We start from the raw sequence: 13,927 nt of genomic DNA, 5'->3' as shown, positions 1-13,927 counted from the left end.
TATAAAAGTATTAGCGTTATTTTATAACAGCCATTCACCAGATGTGAAGCCAGCATAACTTAAATCAAAGAAAAGTTACTTTGAACTAAGGTTAAGTAATTAAAAATAAGGTACAATTTGGCCGTTATAAACAACTCTCTCTCACCATGAAGTTTATACATTTACTTTTGTGCTCGGTCTTTACGTTTTTTGTATTATATGGACCACAGCCAATTTTGCCTTTACTGGCACAGTCATACCATTTAACGTCTGCGCAGGCGGGCTTACTAATGACCGTGACCATGCTGCCATTAGCGGTTGCGCCATTGGTTTATGGTTATCTGCTACTTCGTATAAACTCACTCACATTATTAAAAACAGCGCTGTTTTTACTAGGTATTAGTTGTGCGTTATTACCTTTATCGCAAACGTTTCAGCACTTACTTATTATTCGATTTTTACAAGGTTTACTGCTGCCAGCGGCACTCACCGCAATGACATCGTATATTGGCGAACATTATCGCTACAGCTTTTTGAGTAAAGCAGTCACAACTTATATTTTAAGCACAATTGCAGGTGGTTTTTTAGGACGCGTTTTCAGCGCTTCAATAAGCGAATACACCCATTGGCAGGTTTATTTTTATTTGCTCGCAATTGTATTAGTACTGTTATCACTTAGTCTTGCCAATAAAAAAGTGCGTGATTATGTCGGTCAAAGAAACGTACCAGCATCACTAAAAGAGAACCTACACAAGGTAACTAAAGGCAGCACTTTGTACCTTTACTGCGCCGTATTTGGCATGTTTTTCTGCTTTACTGCGCTATTAAATTATTTACCTTTTATTTTGCAAAATGATTATAAGTTCACTAGCTCAAAAGATATTGGTTTGGTGTATTCAGGCTACCTGTTAGGTGCTTGCTTCTCATTATTAAGCACCCGTTTGCAAAACCTTACACAAGGTAAAGTTAATTTATTGGTGATTAGCTTTGTGGTTTATGCGCTCAGTATTACAAGCTTATTTTCCACCACGTTTACGCTCTTTTTTATCGGTTTTACGGTGTTTTGTGGCGCGATGTTTATTATTCATGCCAGCGCCTCCGCTTTACTTAACCAAATCAGCTATGCGCCTAGCTCGCTAACTAATGGACTGTATGTATCTTTTTATTATTGTGGCGGTACGCTGGGGTCATTTTTGCCAGGGCTTATTTATCAGCACGCTGGCAAAAGTGCGTTTTTAATGACCTTGCTACTGATGTGTGTGGTCTCGGGCTTACTGGTAGCTAAATTTAAACGCTTACAAACTCACTAGCTCTACACTGTGATTGGAGTATTCAAACACTTTAAGTAAGTCGCTTTTTTGCATTAACCAAGTTTGTGTATTATCAAAAGGATGGCAATGAAATAAATCAGATTGCCATATCGCATCGTCCACCCATAGTTGCACCGCATTTTCAGCATCATTTAAAAGCGCCAACATGGAAACACACCCAGGTTTTACACCTAAGTATTTTGCTAAACGTTCATTTGAAGCAAAGCCCAAACGTGACAATTCTTGTGATTTTGATAAGGCTTTTAAATCGACCTGTTTATTCGGTGACGTAATGAGCAAAAAGTGTCGCTTGCCGTAATTATCGCGTAAGAATAAATTTTTTAAGCGCGTTCCGGGGCGTTCCAACAACAGACGATCTGCTTCTACTGCGGTATGAAGTGGCGGATGTGATATTTTTTCACAGTCAATTGCCAGCTCGCTAAACACCTTTTCAAGAAACGCAATATCACTCATCGCAGCGCCCGCTTAATCTCACGCTGTAATCGCGCCATTTAACTTCTTCAATTTGATAACTATCTTGGCAGTAGTTTTTCTTTTTTAATTCAGCATCAAGTTGTAGTGCTGCTTTGTCTTCAAGATCGAGTTTAAGTGATGATGAATCAATAAAATTCTCTTGTTTTAACAAAGTGCGCATTTCTGATTTTGTTAAGCGGCGCTTTTTATTTATTAACTTTTGAGAACCGGCTTTTACCGTAACTAAATATGAAAATAACTTAGCGCCGTCATTGCCTGTTATGGTTCTTAGCTGCTCGTTAACTATCTCAAAATCTTCAGGCTCTGGTGCTGATTTTGCACAGCCACTTAACAAAGTCGCGCCCAACACCGTTAAAATTATTTGCTTCATTAAAGATTCCATACTGCTTGTGGTAACTTAATCGTTAAACATGCCATGGTTGGCGGGAAATATTCAGAAAACGCCATTGAATGCCAATCATCTTCGAACATATCGATCAACAATAAACCATTATCTAGCTGACCTTTAATTTGCTCTTCAAATGAATGACTAAACACCAATGGCTCATCTTGCTCTTTTAGCAGCGCTAGCTCTTCTTGGGTTAAATTATCTATATCACTAAAAGGTAACTTATGTCTGACTTTAGTAATGCCTTTTTCAGCTTCGAACCAATCAAAGATATACGCTGCAGGGTTAATAAAGCCGCTTAGTAAACGTCCGTTTACTTTTAATACTCGCGCAGCCTCAGCCCAAAGGCCAGAGATATCAGGCACAAAATTATTAGAACAAGGGTGGAAAATTAAATCAAAGCTTTCATTTTCAAAACAGCTCAAGTCTGTCATATCACCTTTAACGGTTGTTAACGTTAGGCCATCGCGCTTGGCAACCTGCGCATCTTGCGCAAGTTGATTTTCAGATAAGTCAAATACGGTTACATCAGCACCCGCAGCCGCTAAAATAGGCCCTTGCTGACCACCACCAGAAGCAAGACAAAGCACTTTTTTGCCTTTAAGATCGCCAAACCAGTTATGAGGCACGCGTTTATGTGGCGTTAAAACAATTGACCACTCACCTTTTCGTGCCGCGTCTACTTGTTCAGTCGTGACAGGTTGAGTCCACTCATTATGTGCTTCAACCTGTTTATTCCATGCATGATTGTTATAGTTTTTAATATCCATTGGTCTCTCTCGCACAATTAATGTGCAAACAAGCGAAAATTATCTTTTATGCTACAAAAAATACTTGACCAGTGACAGAAAAAAAATTAAAGTTCTGCCCGTTCAAACGCAACATGGTTTGAATGTCCTTTTTTGGAATGTGGGGCTATAGCTCAGCTGGGAGAGCGCCTGCCTTGCACGCAGGAGGTCAGCAGTTCGATCCTGCTTAGCTCCACCACTTTCCAACCTCTCTTATTTTTAAATTCAATACCAAGTATTTCAAATAAAAATCTCTCGCTAAATTTATCTTGATATAATACGGCAAATTATTCTTTTTTCTGCTTATTATGTCCCCTGAAAAGCAAAGCTTAACCTTTTTACACTCTGCCGTTTTACTATTTGGTGGCACTGCACTGTTTGCCAAATTAATTGGTCTTAACGCGCTAGATATCACCGTTTATCGCACCGCTGTAGCTGCAATTGCTTTGTGTGCCTTTTTACTTTTTACACGCCAAGCTATTTTGTTAAAACAGACAAAAGATTACGGTGTTGCCTTGCTCCTTGGTATGGTTGTTGGTTTGCATTGGGTGACGTATTTTGCTGGCATGCAAATGGCTGGTATCACTATAGGTATAATCGCATTTTTTACCTACCCTGTGATGACCGTGTTTATGGAGCCGCTGTTTTCAAAGCGCCTACCTCATATGCAAGATGTGTTTATTGCCATGATGGTGTTACTTGGGATTTATTTGCTTGTACCGGAAGCTAACCTTGGTAATCAAGTTACCCTTGGCATAGTAACAGGCATGTTCTCGGGATTTTTATTTGCTCTGCGCAATATTCTGCACAAGCGCTTTTTTATGGGTTATTCGGGGCCGCAAACGATGCTTTATCAAACCCTTGTTGCAAGCATAATGTTATGCGCATTTGTTGAAGTCCCCCTTAACCTAGTTTCGCAACACGACCTCTATTTACTTTTACTTGTTGGTGTAGTGTTTACCGCAACCCCACATGCTTTATTTGCCGCAAGCCTTGCTCATTTAAGTGCTAAAACTGCAGGCTTAATTTCATGCTTGCAGCCTTTGTATGCCAGTTTTTTCGCCTTTTTACTGTTACACGAAAAAATAACACTGACGACATTAATTGGTGGCTCGTTGGTGATTAGTGGCGCATTTTTTGAAACTTATCTAGTTAACAAACAAGCTAAAGCGGCAAAATTATAAAATACTAACTCAGCCAAGCCTGTGAGCATAAATAAACACCCCGCAAGGCTGAATTTTAGCTATTGCTTAGTACAGGTAAACGGGAACGCTATTAGCAAACAACCTAGCTAGAATGATTAGCTAATGAGGTGAATTGCGATTTAGCTTTCAACAGATGTAGAAAACCTTGATTGATTTCAAAGTAATTGTGCAATTTAACCGTTAAGCTGTGGTAAGTTGAGTGCGAGATAAACTTTTGACTAAGAGCAAGAAGGGTTAGTACATGAAAGTTTTTGCCCACCGAGGCGCCAGTGGTTTGTATCCTGAAAACACTCGCTCAGCGATATTAGCGGCGTTGGAATTGGGTGTTGATGGCATTGAAATTGACTTACAAAGTACGCTCGATGGTTTTGCCGTTATTCACGATACTTGGCTTGATAGAACAACCAGTGGGCGAGGAAAAGTTAACAAACTCACACTTGCCGAAGTGCAACAATATGATGCAGGTAATGGACAAACCGTACCAAGCATTGAAGAAGTATTTCAATGGGTTAATAATCAAACGTTATTAAACCTAGAACTCAAACACACCTTCGCACTCGATAAGCTAGTCAAACTAATCGAGCAACAAGTTCAAGCAGGGCTGCTAACACGTGAAAACCTTCTAATATCCTCTTTTGATCATCACCAGCTAAAATGGCTTAAACAACAATTGCCTTGGGTAAAAATAGGTGCATTAACCGGTTCTATTCCGCTGGGGTATTGTGAATTTGCTGAACGGTTAAATGCCTACAGCGTGCATGTGGATAAAAATTTTATTAACTGCGAGTACGTTGCCGATGCAAAAACAAGAAACTTAAAGGTTTTTGCCTATACTGTAGATAAACAGGAAGATATTAACGATATGCTTGCGCTTGGTGTAGATGGCATTTTTACTAATTACCCCTCTAAAGCACAGAGCTTTCTATTGCAAAAATAATCCTAACTAAAAGCGCATCATTTAGTTACCTAGGGGCATTTAATGGACCAACAACAGCAAGATTTATTTTGTTTTCGCAGTGAAGCCTCCCGCCTACTCCTTTTATGCAATACGCAATTGACGCTAAGCCTTAGTCAAAGCGACCAAGATATATTAGAGTTAAGCCGAGTTTTTCAAAATCTTGCCGACATTTGCAGCAAACTTGAAAATGAAAAAAGCACTTCGTCGAAATTAGATGAATTACACCAACAAATACAGCACAGTGTAAACAATGGGGTTATGGCGTTTCAGTTTTACGATAGGCTGACACAACAATTGTCACATATTCAGCAAACCATGGACCAATTGAGTCATTTGATTCAAGATAATGATAACTTAGCCGATGAAGATAAGTGGCAAGGATTGCGCACCCAATTAAAAAATAGTTATTCAATGGAATCTGAACATCAAATATTTCACGCAATTATGGATGGTAAAACCAAACAGCAAGCGCTTGAATTACATCGTCAATTAGAACAACAACAGCACGATGATGATGTTGAGCTTTTTTAAAGGGTAAAGGTCATTTAAGGCATGCAAAATGAGTTCTTTATATATGCAATTATACGAAAAAATTGAAAAAACCTTTTTCTTTACATTAACACGCAAAATTTTTGGCAATTTGAGCTTTCTGTTTGCCTTTCAAGTTATTACATTAATTTGGCTGTACCAAGAGTTGACTGATAATGGCCATATTGATATGAGCTATTGGTTTATCGCGTTAATCAGTGTTGGCAGTTTCTTTTTTACCTGCTTTTACATGCACTTTTTAATTGTGCGCCCGATCAATGCATTAAAGAAAACACTGACAGATATCAATGAAAAAGGTGCTGATTTAGCAACCCATTTACCACAATTTACCTTTGACGAGTTTCGTGAACTCAGCGAACAGTACAATACCTTTGTTTCGCGTTTAGAAGCGCTATTAAAACAGGTGTATGAAAAAGCTGAACTGGCTGAAATGACCAATCAAAACGTGACTAAGTCGATGACTGAAACCAACCACATTGGTGAAGAGCAGCTAGCACTTAGTAATACAATTTTTACCGCCAGTGAAGAAGTTAGCCAAAGCCTAAATCAAATCTCACAAAATACCCAAATGACTTTTGATGCGAATGTTGAAAACCTGAGTAAAGTTCATACCTCCGCTAATGAAATTGGTAATCTAGTAACTAAAATTCAGCGCATGACCGAATTACTAGGTAGCTTCGCCACAACCGTGGGTGGCTTAAAAGAAAACTCAGACAACATTCGAAAAATCCTCACTATGGTTGAAGAGTTTTCAGACCAAACTAACCTATTGGCGCTGAATGCCGCAATTGAGGCTGCACGCGCAGGTGAAGCCGGTCGTGGCTTTGCTGTGGTAGCAGATGAAGTGCGTTCATTATCAGTAAAAGTTAACGATGCAACTCGCCAAATTAATGATTTTATTAACCAAATGAATACGCTTGTTGGTGAAACAAACCGCGAAACTGAGCAGTTAATTGAGCAGTCGAGCAGTGCTGAAAGTTCAATAGCCAATACTAATGATGTGTTTAGCCAAATGACTAAAGAATTAGAAAGCAACCAATCACAGTTACAAGAAATTGTTGCGGCGGTGCATCAGCTGGAACATACACAACAACAAACACATTCCTCGGTGCAACAAATTGTCGAACTCGGCCATATGGCGAAAGATAATATTACGAATGCCAATGAAAATAGTAGAGAGCTGCAGTGTCAAACATCCGATACCAAAAAAGATCTCGAACAGTTTATTTAGCCTAAGCGATGGATTACCAAACCAGCGAGAGTTTTGATACTTTAAAAACTAGCACTGATAAGAGAGGGTTAAGCCCTCTCAACATCAAAAGCTAATACCTCTGATATACGCTCGGCGCCAAGTGCCAACATAATTAGCCTGTCCACACCTAACGCAACGCCTGAGCACTGTGGCAAACCATAATCAAGTGCAGCTAAAAAACGCTCATCAATAGCAACTTCGGGTAAACCTTGTGATACTCGCTTTTGATTATCGTCAACAAAGCGCTGTCGCTGCTCAGAACCCTCGGTAAGTTCATCGAAGCCATTTGCCAACTCAATTCCTTTAAAGTACAACTCAAAACGCTCTGCCACGCGAGAATCTTCGCTATTTAGTTTAGCGAGTGCCGCTTGTGATGCAGGGAAATGATAAACAAAACAAGGTTTTTGCTGACCTATTTTGGGTTCAATACACATACAAAACAACAATTGTAGCAAGGTATCTTTATCATTTTCTTGTTCAGCAATATGTTCAAACCCTTGTTCTACGGCAAGCGCTGAAAGCTCTTCGATAGATACGGTGAGCGGATCACAGTTTAAAAGCGTTAAAAAAGCGTCTTGATAAGTGATACGCTCTGCTGCTTCACACTCTAATAAACTCATCATTAAGTCATCAATTTCATCCATTAACTGCGCTGCGTTAAAGTTAGGTCGATACCACTCTAGCATTGTAAATTCTGGATTATGATGACGACCGGCTTCTTCGTTACGAAACGCTTTTGCCAACTGAAAAATCGCGCCAGAGCCAGCAGCAAGCAATCGCTTCATGGCAAATTCCGGCGATGTTTGCAGATAAAGTGATAGGCCTTTAGCAAACCCAGGGCCGACAAACTGAGTACTAAAACTTACTAAGTGAATATCGGTGACGCTTGCCTGCGATAAACTTGGCGTTTCTACCTCCATTACATTTCTTTGGTAGAAAAATTCACGAATTGCTTTAATGATATTTGCCCGCGCGTTTAAGTTTTCGATTGATGCACTTGGCTGCCATTGAACTGTCATGATGGTTACTCTTAATTATGGCGTAAACAAAAATCCCAGCTAGCGCTGGGATTTTCTTCGAAATAAAATCAGAATTTATTTTTGCGCACGACCAACGTATTCGCCCGAGCGTGTATCAACTTTGATTACTTCACCGATTTGAACAAACAGAGGAACACGTACAACCGCACCTGTTGTTAAAGTAGCAGGCTTACCACCTGTACCAGCAGTATCACCTTTCAGACCAGGATCTGTGTCTGTGATCTCTAGCTCAACAAAGTTTGGTGGCGTAATTGAGATTGGGTTACCGTTCCAAAGAGTAATGGTACAAGTGTTATTTTCAACTAACCATTTAACGCTATCGCCAACTGCTTTTTCGTCAGCAGCAACCTGTTCAAACGTTTCGTTATTCATGAAATGCCAGAACTCACCATCTGTGTATAGATAATCTAGCTCGATATCCATAACGTCTGCTGCTTCTACACTTTCACCTGATTTAAATGTTTTTTCTAACACTTTACCAGAGATAAGTTTACGTACCTTTACACGGTTAAATGCTTGGCCTTTACCCGGTTTTACAACTTCGTTTTCAAGAATTGAACACGGCTCGCCATCTAACATAAATTTTAGGCCGCCCTTGAACTCATTGGTGCTATAATTCGCCATCGTTTCCTCTATCGCAAAATTTTTTACATAATTGATCGGCTAATGATACAAAGAATTGAAGCAAATTTGCATACTAACTGGCAAAAAGAATTAGCAAATGCCATTTCCGACCCAAAAACACTGCTTAAGTTACTGGAAATTGACTCAAAAAATTTATCAGACGACATTGCCGCGAGAAAGCTATTTGCTATGAGAGTACCACTTCCATTTGTATCACGAATGGAAAAAGGCAATCTAAACGATCCATTACTTAAACAAATTTTACCACTTGCGGATGAGTTTGAAACACACCCAGGTTACACAAGCGATCCATTAGAAGAGCAAAACAACCAAACTCCGGGCCTGCTGCACAAATATAAATCGAGAGTGTTACTTATTTTTCGTGGTGGTTGCGCTGTAAACTGCCGTTATTGCTTTCGCAGACACTTCCCTTATCAAGATAATCACCAAAATAAACAAAGCTTACTGAGTGCTCTTGATTACATAGAAAAGCATCCCGAAATAAATGAAGTGATTTTAAGTGGTGGCGACCCGCTGATGGCTAATGATGAAGCAATAATGTGGTTTATTGAAAAGCTAGAAGCAATTAACCATGTAACACGTATGCGCATTCACTCACGATTGCCGGTGGTGATCCCTGCACGTATTACAGAAGCATTCTTAGCAATGCCCGCACACACTCGACTCAAATTGATTTTAGTAACGCATATTAACCATGCGAATGAAATTGACAACGCATTAAAAAAGCAGCTTATCGCCGTAAAACGCGCGGGTTATACCCTATTAAATCAAGCGGTATTATTAAAAAGCATTAATGACACAGTCGCAGCACAAATTTTGCTTTCTGAACGTTTATTTGAAGCGGATGTATTACCGTATTATTTGCACGTATTAGACAAAGTACAAGGCGCCCACCACTTTGCAATTACCGATGCCGACGCAATCGCATTACATCGTGAATTATTAACTGAATTACCTGGCTTTTTAGTACCAAAACTAGTAAGAGAGGTGGGTGGAGAGAAAAGTAAAACCCCCCTAGATTTAGGGCTTTATGATTTTTAGATAGAATGTTAACGCGAGAGGATAAAAGTAAACCCCCAAAAATGCTGGGGCTTTACTTCGGGAGCTTAGAAAATAACTTTTAGCTTAATAATAAACCTCTTACGTTTGCACTAGGGCTAAACGTAAACATCAATATTATTACCTAAGCTTGCAGTTGGTTTACTTGGGCTTGGCAGCGACTGCATTGTTTGCGTTGCAGCTTCAATTAAAGCAATAGCTGCTTTACCATCTGCCTGTTGCTGACGCTTTGCGAGTGACACGCTAAGTACTTCAGCACTTTCACTGCTATTCATCGTAGGCAAACTTGCACCTGATATATTCATCATAACCTCACCTGTAAATTAAACTGTGTTACTATATCGGCTAAGTATAGTGAGACTTTAGTAATTTTTTATCATGAATTCGATTATTTCTGAGCTAAACAACAATCTTAAAGTATTATATCGCCAAGCTATTGATGCAGATAGCAAATTAGATTCCTTACAGCAACAAGGCAAAGGTAAATTTTCTACGCTATTTAATAAAGATAGTGGTTTTGCTATCGAGGCAAAACGATTTAAACCATATGTACTTGAAGTTGCCAGTGAAGTTGAAACGCTGTCAAATCAAGAAAGCGTTGATCAAGCATTACTAAAAAATGTAGTGATAAAAATGCAACACTTGCATCAGTTATTAGCAAGCTTTAAGTAAGTAGCCTATAATTTAACCAGCAATGTTTTTGTTGAGGTTATCATGTCTGCTGTATCTCCCGTTACTGCAGGAAGTGAAATTGCCGTTTCTACGACAAGAAAGGTTACACCTGACAGTAATAACACTAACATCAGTACTGATTTAAATGAGTTCAATCAGGATATTGTCAATATTTCAAAGCTTGCAAGAGAAAAGCAACAGCAATCTCAATTAGTGGCTGAGCAGGAAATAAAACAAATTCAAACTGATGTTATTCGAGTAAGCAGCACGATTGGTCAGTCTAAAGCTGCTGGCAATTTAAGTGAAACCCAAGCAAGTAAACTCTACAAGGAAATAGCGGCACTATTATAGTACCGCTATTTTTCTTAAACGACTAACGATTAGTTGGCGTCGATTTTTGATAATAATTGGTCTTCAAACCAATCTGTAATAAGACGCTTTTCGTGCATAAATTCTTCGTCTCGACCACGACGAATTTTATCCATAAAGCTCATGTCTTTTAATTCAGCATCCCCCTTATCCACCAGCTTGCCATTGGCATCAGTTAACGCATAACTAAATTTAAGCTTTGGGAAATGAATTGGTTTAACAATACGCATTTCTCTGCCACTGCCAAAACGTACATCGCCAGCGAGATCAATATCGTTGATTGTCACACCCAACTTGTAGCCTTCAGGTAACTTCTCAGCTAACTCTTGAAAATGCTTGGTAAACTGCTTTTCGATTCGTTTGTGATAGCCACCACGTGTTTCGTTTGCTGCACGCACGTCGGTGAAATCGTTGAACTTCCCATACGTTACACTTGCCTCACCTGCAAATACTGAGAACGGTGAAATTGTTACAACACTTAATAATAGTACCTTAGCTAATTTCATTAGTATGCTCCTAGAGAACTGGCAAGTGTAAAGGGTCACTCGCTATGTCAATTTATATTTATTATCTATCCAAACACTTAATATACGCTTAACACATAATATTTTCATAATTATTGTAAAAAAATTAACCCTCGATTAGCACTACGTTTAATCGACAAAGGTATGTTTTAAATCAGTTTTAGTGGCATAAATTTGAGAATCAATTTAAACCAACTAAACTTAACAAGATGTCGATAATGAATTCGCTTAATTAGACATAGTAGCGACAGGTGTAAGTTAATTAAAAGGATAGAGTTATGAGTTCGTTATTAATTGTTGAAGACGAACAAATTGTTGCATTAAGCCTTAAGATCGAGCTTGAGTCACTAGGTTACGAGGTTGTGGGTATTGCCAATAGTGAAGATGAGGCACTTGCCCTGTTCACAGAGAAAAACCCAAACCTTGTTTTAATGGATATCAATCTTGAGTCGGGCGGCAGCGGTATTAATGCAGCCAAAAAAATCAATGCCATAAAAAATATTCCTATTATCTATGTTACTGCATATGCCAATGATGACATTATCGAGTCTGCAAATTCAGCTAACCCTATTGGTTATATTGTAAAACCCTACAACCTTAGAGAAGTAAGAGCAGTTATTGAAACTGCACTTAACCGCTTTCGTTATGAAGATGAAATAACCTCATCGGAAGCACGCCTTAAACTCGCAATTGAAGCTGCCAACCTTAACGTATGGGAGTACAACCCTGAAGCAGAACATTTGGTATTTACTGGTACCGAAATGCTACAAAAATACTTCGGTCATTTAAGCCCGCTACCATTTAATGAATTTATTAGCATGGTACATAAGCAAGACAAATGGAAAGTTGAATCGCTGTTAAAAAAAGGGCAAAAGTCCAATCAAAAAATCCGAATTAAGTCGCCTCTTAGCGATGAACAATATTGGTTCGAAGTCTATACCAGCGATATCAAGCTGCAAGGTGGCGATACGCCGATCGGAGCAATGAAAGACGTTACCGAAACTGAAACCTATATTCGTGAGTTAAAAGTATCAAAGTCTGTATTCAGCCATATTGCAGATGGCATTTTAGTGCTCAATAAAGACTGTGAAATTACCAAAGCAAACCCTGCTTTTTGCAAATTAATTGGGTACACGCTATCTCAATTGATTAATAAAAACTATCACACCATAGTAAAGCGAGAGCGCGCGGAAGATATTAACCAACAGCCTTGGGAAGACCTCTGTTCACGGCGAGAAGAAACCTTTAAAACTGAATCTGGCGAATTATTTTACGCACTGGTTAATGGCAAATTAATATCACATCAAGACCAAAGTGATGAATTGGTAATGATAGTTACCGATATTTCAGAATTAAAAATGGCTGAACGCAAACTACAATACCAAGCCTACCGCGATGAACTTACCGGCATGTATAATCGCACTTATATGAATCGCGCATTTGCTAACCCGCAAGAGTTCTTTGATTCAGGTAAATTTACGCTTATGTTTATTGACCTTGATTCTTTTAAACTCATCAACGACACCTACGGACATTCATACGGTGACGTTATCTTGGCCGAATTTGCATGGCGGCTTAAACATATATTCCGCTCTTCTGACATTATGATACGTCATGGAGGTGATGAGTTTGTGTTAATGCTAGATGGCCAGCTTACAGACAGCGACGTTAGTAAAATTGCTAATTCAATAAATAAAGCAATTTCAGAACCATTCAAATGCAAAGATGTCTCTATTTCTCTCACATGCTCAATTGGTATTGCACAGTGGGATGATACTATTAGGGATACATCTGATCTTATGAAGCGAGCAGATATAGCCATGTATGCGGCGAAAAATGGCGGTAAAAATGATTTTCGTTTTTACCAAGAAGATATGGGAAGCTCAGCTCAGTACCAATTATTTTTAGAGCAAGGTTTAAAGCTTGCTATTGAAAATGAGCTGTTAGAACTTTGGTTACAGCCCATATTTGATCATAAAGGCGAAATATCAAGTGCTGAAGGGCTTTGCCGCTGGCGTGACAAAGCAACAGGGTTTATTTCGCCCAATGACTTTATTCCAATCGCAGAATCAAGCTGGCTTATTTTTCCACTTGGTGAGCTCATGCTTAAAAAAGTATGCGATGCGATTGAGCATTTAAGTAACGCCGGCTTTACTGATATAAAGCTAGGCTTAAATCTATCTGCTAAACAGCTTTCACACCCGTCTCTACCTGCAAAATTTGAAGAGATTATTAGCAGTAAGCACGTTTCGCCTAACAACATAACATTAGAAATCACCGAAACGGCGTTAACTGATACACCTGCAATTAAAAATATTGAACGGTTACGAGAAATTGGTTTTTCCATCGCACTAGATGACTTTGGTCGCGGCTACTCATCACTAGAACTACTACAACAGTTTGATCTTGATATATTAAAAATTGATAGAGTGTTTATTGAAGGGATCCCTGATGATAGCAAAGCACGAAAAGTATGCGAACACATGGTGAATTTAAGTAAGTCTTTAGGCTATAAAGTTGTTGTAGAAGGCATTGAATCGGCAAAACAAAGCGAGTACTTCGCACAAGACCCTGCGATTCATCAGCAAGGGTTTTATCATGCTAAGCCAATGCCATTATCACTGTTTTTGTCACTGCTAGGTGGTCAATCGCATAGTGCATCTGAACAACACTTTGCAGTAGATGAACAATAAT

Annotated in this window: 16 protein-coding genes and 1 tRNA gene; 10 read left to right on the top strand and 7 right to left on the bottom strand. The window is 39.1% G+C overall.

Translation table 11 applies throughout. The features are described from left to right. Nucleotides 1-146: 146 nt before the first annotated feature. Nucleotides 147-1,289, top strand: a complete 1,143-nt coding sequence (locus tag AN214_RS14175) for an MFS transporter (protein WP_054980320.1) — start codon at nt 147-149, stop codon at nt 1,287-1,289. Here AN214_RS14175 and AN214_RS14170 read toward each other — a convergent pair. From AN214_RS14170 to AN214_RS14160, 3 genes are read right to left on the bottom strand one after another with little or no spacing between them, the layout of a single operon-like run. Further along, nucleotides 1,275-1,763, bottom strand: a complete 489-nt coding sequence (locus AN214_RS14170; RefSeq protein WP_054980319.1) for a prolyl-tRNA synthetase associated domain-containing protein — start codon at nt 1,761-1,763, stop codon at nt 1,275-1,277. The genes AN214_RS14175 and AN214_RS14170 overlap by 15 nt on opposite strands. Continuing rightward, nucleotides 1,756-2,154, bottom strand: coding sequence for a hypothetical protein (locus AN214_RS14165; RefSeq protein WP_054980318.1), 399 nt, complete (start codon nt 2,152-2,154; stop codon nt 1,756-1,758). The genes AN214_RS14170 and AN214_RS14165 overlap by 8 nt, the downstream gene beginning before the upstream one ends. Further along, nucleotides 2,154-2,942, bottom strand: a complete 789-nt coding sequence (locus AN214_RS14160) for a class I SAM-dependent methyltransferase (RefSeq protein WP_054980317.1) — start codon at nt 2,940-2,942, stop codon at nt 2,154-2,156. Before AN214_RS14160 ends, AN214_RS14165 begins: the two co-directional genes overlap by 1 nt. A gap of 141 nt (nt 2,943-3,083) precedes the next feature. Between AN214_RS14160 and AN214_RS14155 the strand changes: the two genes are divergently transcribed. The 5 genes from AN214_RS14155 to AN214_RS14135 all read left to right on the top strand — a co-directional run bounded on the left by AN214_RS14155 (nt 3,084) and on the right by AN214_RS14135 (nt 6,903). Then, nucleotides 3,084-3,159: transfer RNA gene (locus tag AN214_RS14155), tRNA-Ala, on the top strand. Nucleotides 3,160-3,268: 109 nt separating this feature from the next. Beyond that, nucleotides 3,269-4,144, top strand: a complete 876-nt coding sequence (locus tag AN214_RS14150; protein WP_054980316.1) for a DMT family transporter — start codon at nt 3,269-3,271, stop codon at nt 4,142-4,144. A 262-nt stretch (nt 4,145-4,406) separates the two neighbouring features. After that, the gene (locus AN214_RS14145) at nt 4,407-5,102 is read left to right on the top strand and encodes a glycerophosphodiester phosphodiesterase family protein (RefSeq protein ID WP_054980315.1); all 696 of its coding nucleotides are present in this window, start codon (nt 4,407-4,409) and stop codon (nt 5,100-5,102) included. Nucleotides 5,103-5,144: 42 nt separating this feature from the next. Then, nucleotides 5,145-5,654, top strand: a complete 510-nt coding sequence (locus AN214_RS14140; RefSeq protein ID WP_054980314.1) for a hypothetical protein — start codon at nt 5,145-5,147, stop codon at nt 5,652-5,654. A gap of 28 nt (nt 5,655-5,682) precedes the next feature. After that, the gene (locus tag AN214_RS14135; RefSeq protein WP_082428585.1) at nt 5,683-6,903 is read left to right on the top strand and encodes a methyl-accepting chemotaxis protein; all 1,221 of its coding nucleotides are present in this window, start codon (nt 5,683-5,685) and stop codon (nt 6,901-6,903) included. 68 nt (nt 6,904-6,971) lie between these two features. Here AN214_RS14135 and epmA read toward each other — a convergent pair whose 3' ends face one another. Then, complete coding sequence (gene epmA / locus AN214_RS14130; RefSeq protein ID WP_054980313.1) at nt 6,972-7,943, bottom strand: elongation factor P--(R)-beta-lysine ligase; 972 nt, start codon at nt 7,941-7,943, stop codon at nt 6,972-6,974. Between the two features lie 75 nt (nt 7,944-8,018). Continuing rightward, the gene (efp, locus tag AN214_RS14125) at nt 8,019-8,588 is read right to left on the bottom strand and encodes an elongation factor P (RefSeq protein ID WP_010562106.1); all 570 of its coding nucleotides are present in this window, start codon (nt 8,586-8,588) and stop codon (nt 8,019-8,021) included. Nucleotides 8,589-8,630: 42 nt separating this feature from the next. On the opposite strand from efp, the gene epmB reads away from it, so the two are divergent. Next, entirely contained in the window at nt 8,631-9,650 is a 1,020-nt protein-coding gene (gene epmB / locus AN214_RS14120) for an EF-P beta-lysylation protein EpmB (protein ID WP_054980312.1), read from the top strand. 116 nt (nt 9,651-9,766) lie between these two features. On the opposite strand, the gene AN214_RS14115 is transcribed toward epmB, so the two are convergent. Then, a complete protein-coding gene (locus AN214_RS14115) occupies nt 9,767-9,973 on the bottom strand; it encodes a hypothetical protein (RefSeq protein ID WP_054980311.1) in 207 nt (68 codons plus the stop codon). Between the two features lie 73 nt (nt 9,974-10,046). On the opposite strand from AN214_RS14115, the gene AN214_RS14110 reads away from it, so the two are divergent. Then, the gene (locus tag AN214_RS14110; protein ID WP_054980310.1) at nt 10,047-10,340 is read left to right on the top strand and encodes a hypothetical protein; all 294 of its coding nucleotides are present in this window, start codon (nt 10,047-10,049) and stop codon (nt 10,338-10,340) included. Between the two features lie 42 nt (nt 10,341-10,382). Continuing rightward, entirely contained in the window at nt 10,383-10,691 is a 309-nt protein-coding gene (locus AN214_RS14105) for a hypothetical protein (protein WP_054980309.1), read from the top strand. A gap of 29 nt (nt 10,692-10,720) precedes the next feature. On the opposite strand, the gene AN214_RS14100 is transcribed toward AN214_RS14105, so the two are convergent. Beyond that, nucleotides 10,721-11,215, bottom strand: a complete 495-nt coding sequence (locus AN214_RS14100) for a DUF3016 domain-containing protein (RefSeq protein WP_054980308.1) — start codon at nt 11,213-11,215, stop codon at nt 10,721-10,723. Between the two features lie 296 nt (nt 11,216-11,511). On the opposite strand from AN214_RS14100, the gene AN214_RS14095 reads away from it, so the two are divergent. Beyond that, nucleotides 11,512-13,926 (top strand): EAL domain-containing protein, encoded by a 2,415-nt coding sequence (locus AN214_RS14095; RefSeq protein ID WP_054980307.1) that lies wholly within the window; start codon nt 11,512-11,514, stop codon nt 13,924-13,926. The last annotated feature ends 1 nt before the right edge of the window (nt 13,927 follow it).

It is taken from the genome of Pseudoalteromonas sp. P1-9, assembly GCF_001399975.1.
Classification (GTDB): Bacteria; Pseudomonadota; Gammaproteobacteria; order Enterobacterales; family Alteromonadaceae; genus Pseudoalteromonas.
The sequence above is the reverse complement of the archived record's forward strand: the minus strand, read 5'-3'. Positions and strand labels throughout refer to the sequence as shown.